This is a genomic window from Streptomyces sp. NPDC020801, assembly GCF_044334385.1.
Taxonomy (GTDB): domain Bacteria; phylum Actinomycetota; class Actinomycetes; order Streptomycetales; family Streptomycetaceae; genus Streptomyces.
Window position 1 is genome coordinate 279,714 of sequence record NZ_JBIRST010000004.1, and the last position, 18,853, is coordinate 298,566.

Genomic DNA, 18,853 nt, shown 5'->3' on the forward strand with positions numbered 1-18,853 from the left:
ACATTACGCCCGATCCCCCGAGCTGAAACGGGGTTCGGCAGCACGATTTGGATCATTTTCCGATGAAGCCGCAACCACCGCCCGCCCGGCGGGAGCTGCGAGGACCCGCCCCGTGGCCAGCAACACCAGCAACGACACGGCCCCCGCGGCACCCGGCACCGCGAAGCCCCACAGCGCTCCGCCCGCCTGGACCACCGGGCCCGCGACTCCCGTTCCCACCGACGCGCCGACGGTGAACGTCGTCACCAGCCAGGAGAACGCCTCCGTCACCGTCCCGGCCGGCGCGTGCCGGTCCACGATGATGAACGCACAGGCGATGCATGGTGCGAGGAACACTCCGGACAGCGCCGTCAGCCCCACCATGGCCACCGCGCCCGGCCTCAGCATCAGCGGCAGGTAACACACCGCCAGGAGGGCCACCAGCACCCGCAGTCGCCGTTCGGGCACACCCGCCCACTGCCGCGCGCCGTAGACCGCGCCGCCGGCCAGCGCACCCAGGCCCAGCGCCGCCATCAGCCGGCCGTACACCGCCTCGCCCCCGTGGCCGTCCGCGTACGGCACGGCGGCGACCGTGATGGACCCGAGCGCGATACCGACGAAGAGGAACGCGCCCAGCAGGGCCAGCAGCCCCGGCGAGCGCAGCGCGCCCAGCCAGTGCGCCTCGCGCGGTGCCGAACGCCAGGCCCGCGAGGGCGGCGAGACGACCACGGACAGCGCGCCCAGCACCCCGACCACGCTCAGCACCACCAGCGCGGCCTGCGCCGACCACAGGGTCACGAGCAACGGCCCGACGGTGAACATGACTTCCTGCGCCACGGCGTCCATGGCGTACGCCGTGTGCACCCGGTCCTCCCCGCCCAGCACGGCGGGCCACAGGGCGCGCAGACCGCCCTCCAGGGGCGGGGTGAACAGGCCGGCGGCCGCCACGGCCGTGTACGCCAGGGCGGGCGGCTCGGTGCCGGTCACGGCGAAGGCCGTCATCGCCAGGGCCGACCCCAGCGCGGCGGGCAGTTGCACGCGGGGCTGCCCGTGCAGATCCACCAGCCGCCCCAGCACGGGCTGGCCCACCGCGTTGGCCACGCCGTACACCGCCGCCAGCGCCCCCGCGAGGCTGTACGTGCCTCCCTCCGCGCGCACGAACAGCACGATCGCGATCGCCGCGGTCGCGTTCGGCAGCCGCCCCACGAGCGTGCCGGTCAGCAGCCGGGCGGCATGCCTCGTTGCGAGGATCTCCCGGTACCCCGCGAATCCCGCGGCCATCGCCCTGCCTCCGCCCACTCGCCCGGGATGCTGGAGAATCCCCGGGTGTTACGTATAACGTCCTCGGTCATACGTACCATGAGCGCTGTTCACCAGTCCAGACGAAGGAGCAGCCCGACGGTGGCACGAGGTAGCACGCGCCCCACCAGCCGTGACGTCGCCCAGGCCGCCGGGGTCTCCCAGGCCGCCGTCTCGCTCGTCCTCGGCGACAAATGGCGCGGCCGGGTCTCCGAGGCGACCGCCGGGCGTGTACGACAGGCCGCCCGTGATCTCGGCTACCGGCCCAACCTCGCCGCCCGCAACCTGCGCCTCGGCCGCACCCGTACGGTCCTCCTGGTCGTCCCGGCGCTGACGACGGAGTTCTTCGCCGGCGTCTACACGGGCGCCGCGCGGGTCGCCGCCGACCACGGCTTCGGCGTGGTCCTCTACCCCTCCCCCGAGGGCATCGGCCCGGCCAGGAACCCCTTCGCCTCCGCCCAGGCCGCCCTCGACGGCGTCATCGCCTCCTCCATGGCCGCCGACGCCCTCACCGCCATCCGCGGCGACCAGCTGCCCCTGGTCATGCTCGACAGCGACCCCGAGGGCAGCCTCGGCGCCGCCACCGTCAACCTGGACATCGCCGACGGCGTGCACCAGGTCGCCGACCACCTGCTGGACCTCGGCCACCGGCGCTTCCTGCACCTGGCCGCGGACGTGGCCTCCTGGACCTTCGAGGTCCGCGCCCGGGAACTGGCGGCACGCGTGAACACCGTCCCCGGCACCTCGGTCCGCACCACCCGCGCACCCATCTCCATGGACCAGGCTCGGGCCGCCACCGAGGCCGCCCTGAGCACCCCCGGCCCGCGCCCCACAGCACTGGTCTGCGACGACGACAAACTGGCCGCCGGCGCCTACAAGGCCCTGCGCCGCCTCGGCCTGGGGGTCCCCGACGACGTCTCCGTCACCGGTCTCGACGACCTCGCCCTCGCCACGGCCATCGACCCCGAACTCACCACCGTGCGGCTGGACGCCGAGCTGTTCGGCGAACGGGGCATGCGGGCCCTGCTGGCCGTCCTGGAGGGCCGCACGCCCGAGGGCGGCGACATCCCCGTGGAACTGGTCGTCCGCGGCTCCACCGCACCACCGGCCGCCCCCTGAAACGCGGGTGCCCCGGCCGCGTCTGCGGCCGGGGCACCCGGGCATGGCAAGGGCGAGTCACGGACAGGGCAGGACTACTCCTCCTCGGAACCGTCCTCCTCGGCGCTCTCCGCCTCCGTCGCGGCGCCGTCCGCCTCCAGCAGCCGGCCGAGCTGACGGCCGACGATCCGCTTGAACTTGCGCTTCTGCGGACGCGTACGGTCCAGCACCGCCACCTCCAGTCGCTCGGCGGGGATCTCCCGCTCGCTGCCGTTGGTGTCCCGGGACAGGGCCTGCACCGCCAGCTTCAGCGCCTCGGCCAGCGACATCCCGTCCCGGTGCCGCTGGTCCAGATAACTGCTGATCTGCTCGGCATTGCCACCGACCGCGACCGAGCCGTGCTCGTCCACGATCGACCCGTCGTGCGGGAGCCGGTAGATCTGGTCGCCGTCCGGGGTCTCCCCCACCTCGGCGACCACCAGCTCCACCTCGTACGGCTTCTCCGCCGCGCTGGAGAAGATCGTGCCCAGCGTCTGGGCGTAGACGTTGGCCAGGCCGCGGGCCGTCACGTCGCCGCGGTCGTAGGTGTAACCCCGCAGATCGGCATAGCGGACACCGCCGATCCGCAGATTCTCGTACTCGTTGTACTTGCCGGCGGCCGCGAAACCGATCCGGTCATAGATCTCGCTGAACTTGTGCAGTGCGCGGGACGGATTCTCACCGACGAACACGATTCCGTCGGCGTACTGCAGCACGACCAGGCTGCGGCCACGGGCGATGCCCTTGCGGGCGTATTCCGCCCGGTCGGCCATGGCCTGCTGAGGTGAGACATAGAACGGCGTCGACACCGGTTATCCGTCCCTTTCTGTCGAAGTCACTGGATCACCCTGAGCAAGAACCGACGCCGGCTACAGCAGCGCGGCCCGCGGGCCGTCGGGCTGCTCGAGACGCCGCTGGAGCACCGAACGGGCGATCTCGGAGGACTCGTCGTCCGTCAGCCGGCGGAAGCCGTCATCGCTGATCACGGTGACGATCGGATAGATCCGGCGGGCGACATCGGGACCGCCGGTCGCCGAGTCGTCGTCTGCCGCGTCATACAGGGCCTGCACCACAAGTGTGGTCGCCTCGGCCTCGGACAGGTCCTCACGGAACAGCTTCTTCATCGCACCGCGCGCGAAGACCGAACCCGAGCCCGTCGCCGCGTAGCCGTGCTCCTCGGAGCGGCCGCCCGTCACGTCGTAGGAGAAGATCCGGCCCCTGTCACGGTCCAGGTCGAAACCCGCGAAGAGCGGCACCACGGCCAGACCCTGCATGGCCATGCCCAGGTTGGAACGGATCATCGTCGACAGCCGGTTCGCCTTGCCCTCCAGCGAGAGCTGCGTCCCCTCCACCTTCTCGAAGTGCTCCAGCTCCAGCTGGAACAGCTTCACCATCTCCACGGCCAGACCGGCCGTACCGGCGATGCCGACCGCGGAGTACTCGTCCGCCGGGAACACCTTTTCGATGTCCCGCTGCGCGATGACGTTCCCCATCGTGGCGCGCCGGTCGCCGGCCAGCACGACGCCCCCCGGGAACGTCGCAGCCACGATCGTCGTGCCGTGCGGCGCCTCGATCACGCCCTGCGTGGGCGGCAGCTGCCGCTTGCCCGGCAGCAGCTCCGGCTGGTGCTCGGAGAGGAAGTCCATGAAGGACGAGGACCCAGGCGTCAGGAAGGCAGCTGGTAGACGCCCGGTGCTACGAGTGTTGGCTTCCACGCGATTCCTTCCACGTAAGCAGCAGCCCGCCTTGTGACATCGGGCCGATCCTTGAACTGCCCCAGTGCGGCGTTGCAGCTGAAGCACAGTACGCCACGGACCCTACCCGTCTCGTGGCAGTGATCCACATGAACAGCGGAAGCCTTCGGGCAGCCGACGCAGAGCCCTCGCCGAACCCCCCGCGGAGGTGGCCGGCACCCGGCGGCGAAGGCTGCGTGCGGCGCGACCTCATGTCACCGCACACAGCGCTTCGTCGGCCGAGTCGTCCGCCACCGCTTCACCCGTTTTCCTTCAGTTCGAAGGAAGAAGCGGTCTACTGACCACCCTTCTGAACGAAGGAGCGCACGAAGTCCTCGGCATTGGCCTCGAGGACGTCATCGATTTCGTCGAGGACGTCGTCCACGTCGTCGCTGAGCTTCTCGTGGCGCTCCTTGAGGTCCTCTGAAGCCTGGGCGTCCTGCGCCTGCTCCTCGACCTCCTCGGTCGAGCGCGTGGCCTTCTGCTGCCCGCCGCCGGTGTCCTTCGTTGCCATAACCCTCACCCCGCTCAGTTCGCCCGACATGGTCGGCATTACGCCGATCGGTGATGATCAGACCCTACAAGCCGGATCCGACATCGGCCCTGCAGTTTCTCCAACGTACGAGGGCCACCTCGATGATTCCCGGACGCCGGGATTTCCACCCCGGCCGAGCCGCCCCGTCCGGGTACCCGTTCAGCCGCCCGAGAGGACCCTGACCAGGTCTTCGGCCGTGCGGCAGCGATCCAGGAGCTCCTTGACGTGATTACGCGTTCCGCGAAGCGGTTCCAGGGTTGGGACGCGCTGGAGCGAGTCACGGCCCGGAAGGTCGAAGATGACCGAGTCCCAGGAGGCCGCGGCGACGTCGTCGGCGTACTGCTCCAGGCAGCGGCCACGGAAATAGGCGCGGGTGTCCTCCGGCGGCTTCGTACGGGCCCGGTCGACCTCGCTCTCGCCCAGGAGGCGCTTGATGCGTCCGCGGGCCACCAGGCGGTTGTAGAGGCCCTTCTCGGGGCGTACGTCCGCGTACTGGAGGTCGACGAGGTGGAGCCGGGCGGCGTCCCAGTCGAGGCCGTCTCGGCGCCGGTAGCCTTCCATGAGCTCCCGCTTGGCGACCCAGTCCAGCTCGCCGGCCAGGCTCATGGGGTCGTTCTCCAGGCGGTTGAGGGTGTCCTCCCAGCGCGCCAGGACGTCCTTGGTCTGGTCGTCGGCATCGGCGCCGAAGCGTTCCTCGACGTACTTGCGGGACAGTTCGAAGTACTCCATCTGGAGCTGGACCGCGGTGAGCGTACGGCCGCTGCGGAGCGTGATCAGGCGCTTGAGCGACGGGTCGTGCGAGACCTGGTGGAGGGTGCGTACGGGCTGGTCGACGGCCAGGTCGACCGCGATGAAGCCGTCCTCGATCATGGACAGGACCAGGGCGGTTGTGCCCAGCTTGAGGTAGGTCGAGATCTCGGAGAGGTTCGCGTCGCCGATGATCACGTGCAGGCGGCGGTACTTCTCCGCGTCCGCGTGCGGCTCGTCGCGCGTGTTGATGATGGGGCGCTTCAGCGTCGTCTCCAGGCCGACCTCGACCTCGAAGTAGTCGGCGCGCTGGCTGAGCTGGAAGCCGTGTTCATGGCCGTCCTGGCCGATGCCGACGCGGCCGGCGCCGGCGATGACCTGGCGGGAGACGAAGAAGGGCGTGAGGTGGCGCACGATGTCGGAGAACGGGGTCTCCCGTTTCATCAGGTAGTTCTCGTGCGTGCCGTAGGAGGCGCCCTTGTTGTCGGTGTTGTTCTTGTAGAGGTGGATGGGCTGGGCGCCGGGCAGCTGGGCGGCCCGTTCGGCGGCCTCGGCCATGATCCGCTCGCCGGCCTTGTCCCAGAGGACGGCGTCCCGGGGGTTGGTGACCTCGGGGGCGCTGTACTCGGGGTGGGCGTGGTCGACGTAGAGCCGTGCGCCATTGGTGAGGATCACGTTGGCCAGGCCGATGTCCTCGTCGGTGAGCTGGCTGGAGTCGGCGGCCTCACGGGCGAGGTCGAAGCCTCGCGCGTCCCGCAGCGGGTTCTCCTCCTCGAAGTCCCAGCGGGCCCGGCGGGCCCGGTGCATCGCCGCCGCGTAGGCGTTGACGATCTGGGACGAGGTGAGCATGGCATTGGCGTTGGGGTGACCGGGGACGGAGATCCCGTACTCCGTCTCGATGCCCATTACTCGCCGTACGGTCATGCGGCCCTCCTTGCCCGGCGGCACCCTCGGTCGTGGGCGCCGCTCAAGTACCGCTGGTGCTCAGGTGCCTGTGCGGTGCCCGTCCCCGCACTGCGCGACCCGGCGGTACGAAAGAGCCTAGAACGCCTTTGCGCTGGTGGGGAGATCATTTGCGTCATTGCCTGCTCCAGCCGTGGCCCGAAAAACAGGTCGGCTGCGGGTACCCGCCGAGGGCACCCGCAGCCGCCCCGCCTTTACAGGTACTGACCGGTGTTCGCCACCGTGTCGATGGAGCGTCCAGTGTCCGCGCCCTGCTTTCCGGTGATGAGGGTGCGGATGTAGACGATCCGCTCGCCCTTCTTTCCGGAGATCCGGGCCCAGTCGTCGGGGTTGGTGGTGTTGGGCAGGTCCTCGTTCTCCTTGAACTCGTCCACGCAGGCCTGGAGGAGATGGGAGACGCGGAGACCCTTCTGGCTCTTCTCCAGGAAGTCCTTGATCGCCATCTTCTTGGCGCGGCCCACGATGTTCTCGATCATGGCGCCGGAGTTGAAGTCCTTGAAGTACAGGACCTCCTTGTCGCCGTTGGCGTAGGTGACCTCCAGGAAGCGGTTCTCCTCGGATTCGGCGTACATGTGCTCGACCGCGGTCTGGATCATGCCCTGGACCGTCGTGTCCTTGTCGCCGCCGTGCTCCGCGAGGTCGTCCGCGTGCAGCGGGAGACGCTCGGTGAGGTACTTGCCGAAGATGTCCCTGGCCGCTTCGGCGTCCGGGCGCTCGATCTTGATCTTCACGTCGAGACGGCCGGGCCGCAGGATGGCGGGGTCGATCATGTCCTCGCGGTTGGAGGCACCGATCACGACCACGTTCTGCAGGCCCTCCACGCCGTCGATCTCGGCGAGCAGCTGGGGGACGATGGTGTTCTCCACGTCCGAGCTGACGCCGGAGCCGCGGGTGCGGAAGAGGGACTCCATCTCGTCGAAGAAGACGATCACGGGGGTGCCCTCGCTGGCCTTCTCCCGTGCGCGCTGGAAGACGAGGCGGATCTGCCGCTCGGTCTCGCCGACGTACTTGTTCAGGAGCTCGGGACCCTTGATGTTGAGGAAGAAGCTCTTGCCGGCGGCCTGGCCGGTCACCTCGGCCACCTTCTTGGCGAGCGAGTTGGCGACGGCCTTGGCGATCAGCGTCTTGCCGCATCCGGGGGGCCCGTAGAGCAGGACGCCCTTGGGCGGGCGCAGTTCGTGCTCCTTGAACAGGTCCGGGTAGAGGTAGGGGAGCTCGACCGCGTCGCGGATGGCCTCGATCTGGTTGCCGAGGCCGCCGATCTGCTCGTAGCCGATGTCGGGGACCTCTTCGAGGACGAGTTCCTCGACCTCGCTCTTGGGCACGACCTCGTAGACGTAGCCGGAGCGGGGTTCGAGCAGGAGCGCGTCGCCGGGGCGGATGGTGACGTCCAGCAGCGGCTCGGCGAGCCGTACCACCCGTTCCTCGTCCGTGTGCCCGAGCACCAGGGCGCGCTCGCCGTCCTCGAGGATCTCCTTGAGGGTGACGATGTCGCCGACACGCTCGTACTCCATGGCCTCGACCACGTTGAGCGCCTCGTTGAGCATCACTTCCTGGCCGCGCCTGAGGTCGTCGACCTCGACGCTGGGGCTGACGTTGACCCGGAGCTTGCGGCCGCCGGTGAAGATGTCGGCCGTGCCGTCCTCGTTGGCCTGCAGGAAGACGCCGAAGCCGGCGGGCGGCTGGGCGAGCCGGTCGACCTCTTCCTTGAGGGCCACGATCTGGTCGCGGGCCTCGCGGAGCGTGTTCGCGAGCCGTTCGTTCTGCGCGGACACGCCGGCCAGGTTGGTCTGCAGCTCGACGATCCGCTCCTCGAGAATCCTCGTGTGCCGCGGAGAGTCGGCGAGCTTGCGTCGCAGGACGGCGATCTCCTGCTCAAGGTAGGCGATCTGCCCGGCCGGGTCGTCGGACCCTCGTCCCGGGCGGATGCCGCGGTTCATGTCGTCGTCGTGGGCTGCCACGGTCCTCACCTCCTCCAAGGGGAGCTGGACGCTTCCAGACCCTACCTGGGTGGGTGTCGATTGAAACCCCTAGATCACAAAGACTGTCGGGGTGTGTCCGATCTTCACCCTTGCGCTCTCCCTCACGCCAGGGGAATACCCACCGAACATGATTGGAAAGCCGTCGGAGGTAGGGTCGAGACGTTCAACACCCGTCAGAGCTGGCCGGATTCCCGCCCGGTTCGACGCGATACGGCAGGAGACATGAGCGTGCAGCAGCGGACCTCGGACGGTGGCGAGGCACTGGAGGTCTGGATCGACCAGGATCTGTGCACCGGTGACGGCATCTGCGCGCAGTACGCGCCGGAGGTGTTCGAGCTGGACATCGACGGTCTGGCCTATGTGAAGGGCGCCGGCGAGGAGCTGCTGCAGGCCAGAGGGGCGGCAACGCCCGTGCCGCTGCCGCTTGTCACGGATGTGGTCGACTCGGCGAAGGAGTGCCCGGGCGAGTGCATCCATGTGCGCCGCGTTGCGGACAAGGTCGAGGTGTACGGGCCTGACGCGGAGTGATGCCTCAGGTGCGGCGTGTGACTACTGTCTGATTTCTCACACCTCCGGAGGGTGCGGGATCAGATACCGCGCGCCTGGGAGGGTGTGGAACGGATGAACGCGCCGTTCTTCCACTGCCACTTCGCGCCGCCCTTGAGGTCGGGGCAGCAATTCGGTACGGCGGGCGAGGAGTAGCCGAGCAGGGTGGCGGTGACCGCGCCCGCGCGCACGGTGAAGTCCGTGACCGTGTACCGGTCCTTGGGATCGACGAGGGTGGCCACCACACGGGAAGCGGTGGTGCCCGCGGCCCGGGTGAGGACGTATACGGCGTCGGGCGGGGTGCCCATGGAGCCGTCGCAGTGCACGACGGCCACGGTCTCGGGCAGGCCGTCGTGGTCGAGGTCCCCGGAGGCCTGCTTGGCGACCACGGCCTTCAGCGGGCCGCACTGGAGGGGAAACGTCACGCCCGTGGTGGTGGGGGGCGCCGCGGCGGCGGGGGCGGACTGCGCCCGGGTGCCGGACGGCTGGGCCGCGGTGGCGGAGCCGGGCTGGAGGACCGGGGAGAGGGCGACCACACCGGCGACAGCGGCGGCGGTGGCGACCCAGTGGATGGGGCGGGTGTGCGTGTGTGCCAGTTCCGGAACGGCGGAGTGCTGCACTAGGAGTGTCTCCTGTGAGGGCTGTGCCGGTGGGGTGGCCAGCATCGTGCCACACGTCACAGTGCGGGGGAACGGTGGGGTGGGTACTTGTCCGGGCTCGGCTCGACGTGTTCTGGTGCGGTGTCAACGCGAGGGCGCCGTGGCCGAGTTCCGGGTCGTCCCAGGGAACTCGGCCACGGCGCCCTTGCGTTGCCGGTGGCGGGGCCGCGTCAGCGGGCGGTGCCTCCGTCGGCGTTGGGGCCCTCGTAGTCCTCGCCGTATGCGCCCTTGGCGGGGCGGCGGCGGCGCATGGGCGGCTCGACGCCGTCGGCGAGGCGGCGGGCGGTGAGCAGGAAGCCGGTGTGCCCGATCATGCGGTGGTCGGGGCGGACGGCCAGGCCCTCGATGTGCCAGTTGCGGATCATCGTCTCCCAGGCGGTCGGCTCGTTGAAGCAGCCGATCTCGCGGATGGACTCCACGGTCCGGGCGAGCTGGGTGGTGGTCGCGACGTAGCAGCACAGGATGCCGCCGGGCACGAGCGCCTTGGAGACGGCCTCCAGACACTCCCAGGGGGCGAGCATGTCGAGGATGACGCGGTCGACGTCGGTGTCCGACAGGTTGTCCTGGAGGTCGCCGACGGTGAGCTGCCAGGCGGGGTGCGCGCCGCCGAAGTAGCGCTCGACGTTGGCCTGGGCGATCTCGGCGAAGTCGGCGCGGCGCTCGTAGCTGTGCAGCATGCCCTGGTCGCCGATGGCGCGCAGCAGGAAGCTGCTGAGCGAGCCGGAGCCGACGCCGGCCTCCACGACGCGGGCGCCGGGGAAGATGTCGGCGAAGGCGAGGATCTGCCCCGCGTCCTTGGGGTAGACGACGGCTGCCCCGCGGGGCATGGACAGGACGTAGTCGGGGAGCAGGGGACGCAGCGCGAGGTAGGCGACGTTGCCGGTGGTGCGGACAACGCTGCCCTCGGGTGCGCCGATCAGTTCGTCGTGCGGGAAGGAACCCTTGTGGGTGTGGAAGTTCTTCCCGGCCTCGAGCGTGAACGTGTAGTGGCGGCCCTTGGGGTCGGTCAGCTGTACCTGGTCCCCGACCTTGAAGGGCCCGCGGCGGCGGGCAGCACCGGTCGGTTCGGACATGTGACCAGCCTACCGGTCCGGCGGGGGGCCGCCGACCACGCACAGGGGCGGACGGCGGGGGCTCAGGAGGGCTGGGGGCGGGCCATGGCCTTGACGAAGGCCCGCTCGACGTCGCCGGCGGACAGCACGCCGTAGATCTCGCCGGTCTCCTCGACCACGAGGTACTCGGTGGCCGGGGTGGCGCGCAGGACGTCCAGGAGGTCCTCACCGGCGAGCTCGGCGGAGACGCGCATGCCGTCGGTGAGGTCCTGGGCGAGTTCGCTGGCGTAGACCCAGGGGCGCCGGTGCTCGGGTACACCGGCGATGGCGGACTCGCGGACGAGGGAGAGGGGCTCGCCGTGGCCGTCGACGACGACCAGGGCGCGGGCGCCGGCGGCATTGGCGCGGCGCAGCGCCTCGGCGAGGGAGGTGTTGGTCTCGACGGGGACCGCGCGGCGGGTGAGGTTGCGGGCGCGCAGCTCGGGGAGGTGCTCGCGCAGGCGGGCCATGCGCAGGCTGTTGCCGGCGCCGGTCCAGATGATGGCGGCGAGGATGGCGGCGAGCAGTGCGTCGGTGACGGTGTCCATGCCGACGCTGTTCTCGGCGGTGGTGCCGAGGGAGCCGGACTGGGTGAGCAGGGGCAGTCCGATGAGGACGGAGACGGCGAGGGCGCGGCCGACCCAGGCGGCGGCGACGGTGCCGCTCATCGGCCGGCCGGTGATCTTCCAGACGACGGCACGGAGCATACGGCCGCCGTCGAGGGGGAGGCCGGGCAGCAGGTTGAAGACGGCCACGATGAGGTTGGAGATCATCAGGCCGGCCAGCAGGACGCCGGGGACGGAGCCCCGTTCGACGGGCTGGAGGGCGAGGTAGAAGAGGCCGGCCAGGATCAGCGAGAGCAGGGGGCCGACGAAGGCGAGGACGAACTCGCGGCCGGGGGTCTCGGCCTCCTTCTCGATCTCGGAGACGCCGCCGAAGAACTGCAGCTGGATGCGGCGTACCGGGAGCTTGAAGCGGAGCGCGGCGATCGTGTGGGCGAGTTCGTGCACGAGGACGGAGCCGTAGAAGGCGACCGCGAAGAACAGGGCGACGAGATAGCGGGCGACGCCGAGCCCGGGCAGCACGCGGTCGAGCTGGCCGCCGAACACCCAGGTGATCAGGGCGGCCACGAGGAACCAGCTGGGCGCCACGTACACGGGCACGCCGAAGGGCCGTCCCATGAGCAGGCCGCCCCCGGGCTCCCGCGGCCTGCGCGGCGGCCGGACCCGCCCGGTACCGGAGTGGGCCAGGGTCCGGTCGGGGTGGGAGTCGTGCTCGACGTGGGCGCGGACGGGAGTGTGCGGGTGCGCGTCGGCGCTGTGGGCGTGGTCCCGGTCGGGGTGGGTGTCGGGGTGGGCGCCGGTCGAGCGGTCGGGTGCGGAGGCGGGCCCCGTGGCGTCGCCGCCGTCCGTGGCGGGTGCCGTGCCGCCGGATCGGTCCTCGTCCTGTGCGGCGGTGGCGCGGACCGGGTGTGCGACCGGGTGTCCGGTCGGGTCGTCGTCCCCGGCCGGCCCGGCCGGCCCCGGAGCGCCGGGGTCCGGCGACGGCTCGCCGGCCGTGACCGGGGCGCCCGGCTCCGGCGTCGCCGCGCGCGCCTCGTCGGCGTCGCCGCGCTCCGGGTCCTCCGCCTTCTTCGCCCTTCCCGCCGCATCCGCGTGCGCCTGCCCGGCCGGGCACTCGCCGGGCCCGGAACCGCGCGGGGCCGGGCCGGTGCCGGGGCGCTCCGTGCCGGCGGCCGGGCCCGTGTGGCGCTCGGCCGACTCGTCGTTGCCGGAACGCGGCTGCCCGCTCCTGCCGCTCACGTCCACGGTGTCCCCTCGTTAGAAGCGCCTCTCCCGCGCCAGGCGGCCGGAAGGTCTCTGATCGATGGTATGCGGCCGTGGCGAACGGTTCCGCCCGGCACCCCCTGTGTTTTTCCCGCCTTCGCGCCCTTCATGACCGCGGCCGGGTCACTGTCAGTGGCTGGCCGTAAGGTCTGTGGCATGGAGACGAGCACGGAGGGCGGGGCGGCGGCCCGCGGCGGCACCGTACCGGAGCAGGCGTCGGGCCGGATGCCGGCCGGGGCGCCGCAGGGGGAGGCGGTTGCCGTGCGGGCGGCCGGCGCGCACGGGGCGAGCACCGACGAGGCGATGACCTTGCGGGCGGCGGCCACCGCGTCCGAGACGGTCGCCGCGTCCGAGACGGTCGCCGTCACCGCGGGCCCGGCGGTTTCCCCCGCCGTACCGCCGTCCTCCCTCTCCCCCTCCCGGGCCGGGGACTTCATGCAGTGCCCGCTGCTGTACCGGTTCCGGGTGATCGACCGGCTGCCGGAGAAGCCGAGCGAGGCGGCCACCAGGGGCACGCTGGTGCACGCCGTGCTCGAGCGGCTCTTCGACGCCCCGGCCACCGAGCGGACCGCACCGCGGGCCAAGGCGCTGATCCCCGGTCAGTGGGACCGGCTGCGTAAGAGCAGACCGGAGCTCGTGGAGCTGTTCGCCGACGACGCGGACGGCGAGCGGCTGGCGAGCTGGCTGGCGCAGGCGGAGCAGCTGGTCGAGCGCTGGTTCGCACTGGAGGATCCGACGCGGCTGGAACCGGCCGAGCGGGAGCTTTTCGTCGAGACGGAGCTGGACTCCGGACTGCGGCTGCGCGGGATCATCGACCGGGTGGACGTGGCGCCCACGGGCGAGGTGCGGATCGTCGACTACAAGACCGGCAAGGCGCCCCGCCCCGAGTACGCCGAGGGCGCGCTGTTCCAGATGAAGTTCTACGCCCTGGTCGTGTGGCGGCTGAAGAAGATCGTGCCGCGCCGGCTCCAGCTGGTGTACCTCGGCAGCGGTGACATGCTGACGTACGACCCGGTCCCGGCCGATCTGGAGCGGGTCGAGCGCAAGCTGCTGGCGCTGTGGGAGGCGATCCGGCTGGCCACCGAGACCGGTGACTGGCGGCCGCGCCCCACCAAGCTGTGCGGCTGGTGCGACCACCAGGCCCACTGCCCGGAGTTCGGCGGCACTCCCCCGCCCTACCCGCTGCCCCTGGGACGAGCGACTTGACCGGTGCAGGGCAGAATGGGGCCGGACTAGCGAAGGAGACTCACGTGGCCATCCGCGTCCTACTGGTCGACGACCAGCCCCTGCTGCGTACCGGATTCCGGATGATCCTGGAGGCGGAGCAGGATCTCGCGGTCGTGGGCGAGGCCGGTGACGGTCTGCAGGCCCTGGACCAGGTGCGCGCCCTGCAGCCCGATGTGGTGCTGATGGACATCCGCATGCCGCGGATGGACGGTGTGGAGGCGACCCGGCAGATCACCGGCCCCGGGCGGGACGGCCCGGCGAAAGTGCTGGTGCTCACCACGTTCGACCTCGACGAGTACGTGGTGGAGGCGCTGCGCGCCGGTGCGAGCGGCTTCCTGCTCAAGGACGCGCCCGCCGACGAGCTGGTGCAGGCGATCCGGGTGGTCGCGGCCGGCGAGGCGATGCTGGCGCCGAGCATCACACGCCGGCTGCTGGACAAGTACGCCACGCACCTTCCCTCCGGGGACGAGCCGGTGCCGGACACCCTGCACACCCTCACCGAGCGCGAGGTGGAGGTGCTGAAGCTGGTGGCGCGCGGGCTGTCGAACGCGGAGATCGCCGCCGATCTGTTCGTCAGCGAGACCACCGTCAAGACACATGTCGGGCACGTGCTGACCAAGCTGGGGCTGCGCGACCGTGTGCAGGCCGCGGTGTACGCCTATGAGAGCGGCCTGGTGCGCCCCGGCGCGCAGTAGGCACCGGGGCGGCGGTGGGCGCCTGACTCAGTCCTTGCTGAGCTCCCCGAACCGGAAGACGGTCGAGGCGTCCAGGCAGTACTCCAGTCCGTAGACGCCGTTACGGGCGACCGCGTACTGCTTGGCCTGCCAGACCGGCAGGACGGGCAGTTGCTCGGCCACGATGTCCTGCAGCCGGCCGAACTCCTGGTCGGTGGCGGCCCGGTCGCTCTCGGCGGCGGTGTGCGGGATGAGCGTGCCGGTGATGGTGTCGTTCGTGTAGTGGTTGCCGAGCACGTTGCCCTTGCCGAAGAAGGGTGCCGTGAAGTTGTCGGCGTCGGGGTAGTCCGGGACCCAGCCCTTGACGTAGACGCCGTACCTGCCCTTGGCGATGTCCTTCTCGTACTGGTCGAACGGCACCGACCGCACGTCGGCCTGGAACAGTCCGCTGGCGTTGAGCTGGGCGGCGATGGCCTTCAGTTCCGCGTCGGTGGCCGGGCCGTAGCGGGACGGGGTGGACCAGAGGGTGAGTTTCACCTTGCCGGAGACGCCCTCGGCGCGCAGTGCCTCGGCGGCCCTGGACCTGGAGGGGCGGGCGCCGTAGGTGTCGAAGAAGGCCGTGTTGTGGCCGGCGATGCCGGCCGGGATGATCGAGTACAGCGGGGTGGCAGTTCCCTGGTAGACCTGCTGGACCAGGGCGTCGCGGTCGAGCAGGTAGGCGATGGCCTTGCGCACGCCGAGCTTTCCGGCCACCGGGTCGTCCATGTTGAAGACCAGGTGCTGGACTTCGGCGCTGCTGCCGTCGACGACCTCGACGCCCTGGGCGCCGTCCTGCCGGTCGATGTCGGCGATGTCCCGCGCGGTCAGGCCGCGGTAGGCGATGTCGAGGTTGCCGGCGAGCAGGTCCCGCTTCAGGGCGGCCTGGTCCCCGTGGAAGAACTTCAGGGTGACGCCGGTGTTCTTCGTCTTGGCGGTGCCCCGGTAGTTCTTGTTGATCGAGAAGACGGCCTTGTCCTTGCCGAAGGAGTCCAGCTTGTAGGGGCCCGAGCCGACGGCCCGGTCGTCCTTGCGCAGCCCGTCGGCGTCGTACTGCCGGTGGTCGACGATGGAGCCGGCGCCGGAGGCTATCTTGCTGGGGAAGGTGGCGTCGGGGGCCTTCAGCCCGAAGACGACGGTCTTCTCGTCCGGAGTCCGGATGGTGTCGAGCATGGGGAACATGATCGCCGGGCCGGCCGGGTCGTTGATCTTCAGCATCCGCTCGAAGGAGAACTTGACGTCCTCGGCGGTGAGCGGGTCGCCGTTGCTGAACTTCAGCCCGTCCTTGAGCGTGCAGCGGTATACCCGGGCCTGGGTGTCCGTGAAGGAGCACTGCTTGGCCACTTCCGGCTGCGGCTCCGTGCCCCCCTTGGGGAAGCTGAGCAGCGACTGGAAGACGTTGTTGAACAACAGCCACGAGCCGGGGTCGTAGCCGGAGGCAGGATCCGTGGCCAGGACGTCGTCGGACATTCCCACGACGATCTGGGAGCCGTCACTCCCGGAATCGCCGGACTCGGATCCGCATCCGGTCAACAGGCCGGAGGCCAGTCCGGCCACGATGGGCAGGACTGGCCACTGGTTGCGCATGTTCACTGCATGTGCCTTGTCTTTGGTTCTCGGAAGCCCGGGGGGGCGCAGTCCGTACCCCAGGCGAGGGCCCTGCGCCGGCAGGGCCCTCAAGAACCGTTAGCTTTTCACACCGCGGCCGAGCTCCCACAGCTGGAGGGTGGCGGAGGAGTTGAGGGCGTACGCGGTGCCGGTGACGTCGTCGCGTGCGGCGACGTACTGCTTGCCCTGCCACAGCGGCAGTATCGGGACGTCATTGGCAACGATGTCCTGGATGTCCGTCAGGCTGGAGGACGCGGAGAGCCGGTCGGCCTCGCGGCGGGACTGCGGGATCAGGGTGTTGCGGATCTTGCTGTTGGCGTACGGCGAACCGAGGAAGTTGTCCTTGTCGAGGAACGGGGCGAGGTAGTTGTCGGCGTCCGGGAAGTCGGGGAACCAGCCCATGCCGTAGACCTCGTACTGGCCCTTCTGCTCGGCCGGGCGGAAGGCGGACCACGGCGCGCCCTGGGTCTGGACGTCGAACAGACCGCTGGCGTTGAGCTGCTGCTGAAGGATCTCGAATTCCTTCTTGGTGGCCGGACCGTAGTGGTCGGTCGTGTAGTGCAGCGTCATCTTCACCGGCGTGGTGATGCCGGCCGCGCTCAGCAGCGCCTTGGCCTTGCTCACGCTGGGGTCGCCGTACTTGTTGAAGAACGCGTTGGAGTGGCCGGTGATGGTGGCCGGGACCAGCGAGTACAGCGGTTCGGCCTGGGAGCCGTAGACCTTGGCGACGAGTTCGCTGCGGTTGACGACCTGGGCCATGGCCTCGCGCACGGCCTTGCTCTTCACCGACGGGGCGTCGGTGTTGAAGGCCAGGTAGCGGATTTCCAGGCCGGGCATCTCGACCAGGTCGACGTTGCCGCCGGAGGCGGCCTGGAGCTTGCGGATCTGGTCCGGCGACATGGTGCGGGTCATCACGTCGATGTCGCCCTTGTCGAGCGCGGCGCCCATGGTGTCGGCGTCCGCGAAGGAGCGCATCTCCACCTTGTCGTTGCTGAGCTTCAACGTCCCCTTGTAGTTGGGGTTCTTGGTGAAGACGGCGTCGGCGAGCTCGCCGTTCTTGACGTCGGCCGCCATCGTGTACGGGCCGGAGCCGTCCACCGCGAAGCCCTCGCGCAGCTTGTTCTTCTCGTAGTCCTTGGGGTTGATGATGCCCGCGACCGGAGTCGACAGCTTGTACGGGAAGGTGGCGTCGGCGGTGTTGAGGTGGAAGATGACCTCGCGCTCGCCCTGGGTCTCCACGGTGTCGACGGTGGACAGCAGGGCGGCCACGCCGCTGTCGGCCTTGATGGCTCGGGCGCGGTCGATGGAGTACTTCACGTCGGCCGCGGTGATGGGGTCGCCGCCGGCGAACTTCAGGCCGTCGCGCAGGGTGCAGGCGTACCGCTCGTTGCCGCTGTCGGTGAAGCCGCACTTCTCGGCGGCCTCGGGTACGGGGTCGCCGTCACCCTTGGGCTGGATCATCAGGGTCTGCACGGTCTGTCGCAGGATGTTCCAGGTGCCGACGTCGTAGGCGTACGCCGGGTCGAGGGGCGCGGGCGCGTCCTTCGAGGCGGTGAACCGGTCCGTGGTGCCGACGACGATGGCGCCGTCGCTGTTGCTGCCGCTGCCGGAACCGCCGCAGGCGGCGAGGACCGGGGCGAGCAGACCGGCGACGGCCGGCAGCACCAAAGTCTTGCGGTTCATGCTCGAGTTTCTCCAGGGCGAGGGGCCCGTGTATCCGACATGCATGGGTGTTGCTGCGGATCACGGGGGTAATGGCGATGTTCTCGCGATGAGGTTAATCCGACTCCCCATGAAGGATTGCAGCCATCGGAGTTGAATACCCATCACGCAGGGAAACCGGGCGTGAACGGTGCGGAGCACCGGCCCGCAGAAGGATCCGTACAGCGTCCCACCAATCGGGACACAAGGGTGCACGGAGGCGACCCGCGAACACGCCTCGACCCCCTCACCGACCCCCCTGAGAGTGGCGAACATCACACCCTCAACTCGCCTGCGGAACAGCGGAATTCAGCCGCAAGTATGAATTCATGCTTCAGCAGGGCATGAATAAATGCATATATTCATGCCCTGCTGAAGTATGAATCAGCGCATCTCCGTCATCAGACCGTGCAGAAATGGCACGTCCACTTGTTCCAGCGAGGCGACGACGGTCCGCCGGGGAGCGGGTGAAATGGGCGCGACGGAGGGCACGGCGACCACGTGGCAGCCGGCGGCCTCCGCCGCCGCGACGCCGGTCGCGGTGTCCTCGACGACCGCACACCTGGCCGGATCCACGCCCAGTCCGCAGGCGGCCAGCAGATAGGGGTCGGGGTGCGGCTTGGTGCGCGCCACCTCGTCGCCGGCGACCGACAGGGAGAAGTGGTGGGTGCCGAGGGAGAGCAGGACGCGGTCGATGATGCGCCGGTGGGAGGCGGAGACCAGGGCGGTGGGGATCTCGTGCTCGGCCAGCTCGGCCAGCAGCCGTGCGGCTCCGGGCATCAGGGGCAGGGCGCTCTCGATGCGCTCCTCGAAGCCCTGGTTGAGCAGCACCGTGACCTCGGCGAGGGTGATGGCGGCGCCGGTGGCCTCGATCAGGAAGCCGGCGCTGCGGGTCATGGGGCCGCCGACCACGACGTGTCTCCAGGACTCGTCGAGTGTGTGTCCTAGGGCCGCGAAGACCTCCACTTCGACGTCCCACCAGAAGCCCTCGCTGTCCACCAGGGTTCCGTCCATGTCGAGGAGCACGGCCTGCAGGGCTGAGCCTTCGGCCGTACGGGTTCCGAGCGCGGGGACCGTGCTGGTCATCCGGGCGCACCTCCTTGAGGGACG

General features: G+C 70.0%; 16 protein-coding genes and 1 pseudogene. 4 read left to right on the forward strand and 13 right to left on the reverse strand.

The genetic code is table 11. From position 1 onward, the window contains the following. Positions 1-3: 3 nt before the first annotated feature. The gene (locus ACH4UM_RS11095) at positions 4-1,260 is read right to left on the reverse strand and encodes an MFS transporter (RefSeq protein WP_398176387.1); all 1,257 of its coding nucleotides are present in this window, start codon (positions 1,258-1,260) and stop codon (positions 4-6) included. 120 nt (positions 1,261-1,380) lie between these two features. On the opposite strand from ACH4UM_RS11095, the gene ACH4UM_RS11100 reads away from it, so the two are divergent. Further along, the gene (locus tag ACH4UM_RS11100; protein ID WP_398176389.1) at positions 1,381-2,397 is read left to right on the forward strand and encodes a LacI family DNA-binding transcriptional regulator; all 1,017 of its coding nucleotides are present in this window, start codon (positions 1,381-1,383) and stop codon (positions 2,395-2,397) included. A 74-nt stretch (positions 2,398-2,471) separates the two neighbouring features. Here ACH4UM_RS11100 and prcA read toward each other — a convergent pair whose 3' ends face one another. The 6 genes and pseudogenes from prcA to arc form a co-directional block, all read right to left on the reverse strand. Next, positions 2,472-3,224 (reverse strand): proteasome subunit alpha, encoded by a 753-nt coding sequence (gene prcA / locus ACH4UM_RS11105; RefSeq protein ID WP_398176391.1) that lies wholly within the window; start codon positions 3,222-3,224, stop codon positions 2,472-2,474. A gap of 60 nt (positions 3,225-3,284) precedes the next feature. Beyond that, positions 3,285-4,130, reverse strand: a complete 846-nt coding sequence (prcB, locus tag ACH4UM_RS11110; protein WP_398176393.1) for a proteasome subunit beta — start codon at positions 4,128-4,130, stop codon at positions 3,285-3,287. Next, a pseudogene (locus ACH4UM_RS11115) lies at positions 4,082-4,297 on the reverse strand (endonuclease VII domain-containing protein); the annotation flags it as partial. The pseudogene ACH4UM_RS11115 and the gene prcB, both read right to left, overlap by 49 nt. Before the next feature lie 146 nt (positions 4,298-4,443). Beyond that, positions 4,444-4,662, reverse strand: coding sequence for a ubiquitin-like protein Pup (locus ACH4UM_RS11120; RefSeq protein WP_398176395.1), 219 nt, complete (start codon positions 4,660-4,662; stop codon positions 4,444-4,446). Between the two features lie 180 nt (positions 4,663-4,842). After that, positions 4,843-6,354: a depupylase/deamidase Dop gene (dop, locus tag ACH4UM_RS11125; protein ID WP_398176397.1), complete on the reverse strand. Its 1,512-nt coding sequence runs from the start codon at positions 6,352-6,354 to the stop codon at positions 4,843-4,845. 233 nt (positions 6,355-6,587) lie between these two features. After that, positions 6,588-8,354, reverse strand: a complete 1,767-nt coding sequence (arc, locus tag ACH4UM_RS11130; protein ID WP_398176399.1) for a proteasome ATPase — start codon at positions 8,352-8,354, stop codon at positions 6,588-6,590. A gap of 243 nt (positions 8,355-8,597) precedes the next feature. Between arc and ACH4UM_RS11135 the strand changes: the two genes are divergently transcribed. Beyond that, entirely contained in the window at positions 8,598-8,903 is a 306-nt protein-coding gene (locus ACH4UM_RS11135) for a ferredoxin (RefSeq protein ID WP_398176401.1), read from the forward strand. Positions 8,904-8,962: 59 nt separating this feature from the next. On the opposite strand, the gene ACH4UM_RS11140 is transcribed toward ACH4UM_RS11135, so the two are convergent. From ACH4UM_RS11140 to ACH4UM_RS11150, 3 genes are all read right to left on the reverse strand, one after another. Next, positions 8,963-9,541: a hypothetical protein gene (locus ACH4UM_RS11140; protein WP_398176403.1), complete on the reverse strand. Its 579-nt coding sequence runs from the start codon at positions 9,539-9,541 to the stop codon at positions 8,963-8,965. Positions 9,542-9,750: 209 nt separating this feature from the next. Then, on the reverse strand, positions 9,751-10,653 hold the full coding sequence (locus ACH4UM_RS11145) for a tRNA (adenine-N1)-methyltransferase (RefSeq protein WP_398176405.1): 903 nt from the start codon (positions 10,651-10,653) through the stop codon (positions 9,751-9,753). Between the two features lie 62 nt (positions 10,654-10,715). After that, positions 10,716-12,479, reverse strand: coding sequence for a site-2 protease family protein (locus ACH4UM_RS11150; protein ID WP_398176407.1), 1,764 nt, complete (start codon positions 12,477-12,479; stop codon positions 10,716-10,718). A 174-nt stretch (positions 12,480-12,653) separates the two neighbouring features. On the opposite strand from ACH4UM_RS11150, the gene ACH4UM_RS11155 reads away from it, so the two are divergent. Together ACH4UM_RS11155 and ACH4UM_RS11160 are read left to right on the forward strand one after the other, a co-directional pair. Beyond that, positions 12,654-13,703, forward strand: coding sequence for a RecB family exonuclease (locus ACH4UM_RS11155; protein WP_398176409.1), 1,050 nt, complete (start codon positions 12,654-12,656; stop codon positions 13,701-13,703). Between the two features lie 44 nt (positions 13,704-13,747). Beyond that, positions 13,748-14,419, forward strand: coding sequence for a response regulator transcription factor (locus tag ACH4UM_RS11160; RefSeq protein ID WP_086728460.1), 672 nt, complete (start codon positions 13,748-13,750; stop codon positions 14,417-14,419). A gap of 27 nt (positions 14,420-14,446) precedes the next feature. On the opposite strand, the gene ACH4UM_RS11165 is transcribed toward ACH4UM_RS11160, so the two are convergent. The 3 genes from ACH4UM_RS11165 to ACH4UM_RS11175 all read right to left on the reverse strand — a co-directional run bounded on the left by ACH4UM_RS11165 (position 14,447) and on the right by ACH4UM_RS11175 (position 18,829). Next, entirely contained in the window at positions 14,447-16,027 is a 1,581-nt protein-coding gene (locus ACH4UM_RS11165; RefSeq protein ID WP_398176411.1) for an ABC transporter substrate-binding protein, read from the reverse strand. 93 nt (positions 16,028-16,120) lie between these two features. After that, positions 16,121-17,725, reverse strand: coding sequence for an ABC transporter substrate-binding protein (locus ACH4UM_RS11170; RefSeq protein ID WP_398176413.1), 1,605 nt, complete (start codon positions 17,723-17,725; stop codon positions 16,121-16,123). A 402-nt stretch (positions 17,726-18,127) separates the two neighbouring features. Beyond that, the gene (locus ACH4UM_RS11175; RefSeq protein WP_398176415.1) at positions 18,128-18,829 is read right to left on the reverse strand and encodes an HAD family hydrolase; all 702 of its coding nucleotides are present in this window, start codon (positions 18,827-18,829) and stop codon (positions 18,128-18,130) included. Positions 18,830-18,853: the final 24 nt, after the last annotated feature.

Excerpts from the sequence above, each read along its gene's own strand:
- ACH4UM_RS11095 (WP_398176387.1), bottom strand. The coding sequence starts at position 1,260 with ATGGCCGCGGGATTCGCGGGGTACCGGGAGATCCTCGCAACGAGGCAT.
- ACH4UM_RS11120 (WP_398176395.1), bottom strand. The coding sequence starts at position 4,662 with ATGGCAACGAAGGACACCGGCGGCGGGCAGCAGAAGGCCACGCGCTCG.
- dop (WP_398176397.1), bottom strand. The coding sequence starts at position 6,354 with ATGACCGTACGGCGAGTAATGGGCATCGAGACGGAGTACGGGATCTCC.
- ACH4UM_RS11135 (WP_398176401.1), top strand. The coding sequence starts at position 8,598 with ATGAGCGTGCAGCAGCGGACCTCGGACGGTGGCGAGGCACTGGAGGTC.
- ACH4UM_RS11145 (WP_398176405.1), bottom strand. The coding sequence starts at position 10,653 with ATGTCCGAACCGACCGGTGCTGCCCGCCGCCGCGGGCCCTTCAAGGTC.
- ACH4UM_RS11155 (WP_398176409.1), top strand. The coding sequence starts at position 12,654 with ATGGAGACGAGCACGGAGGGCGGGGCGGCGGCCCGCGGCGGCACCGTA.
- ACH4UM_RS11170 (WP_398176413.1), bottom strand. The coding sequence starts at position 17,725 with ATGAACCGCAAGACTTTGGTGCTGCCGGCCGTCGCCGGTCTGCTCGCC.
- ACH4UM_RS11175 (WP_398176415.1), bottom strand. The coding sequence starts at position 18,829 with ATGACCAGCACGGTCCCCGCGCTCGGAACCCGTACGGCCGAAGGCTCA.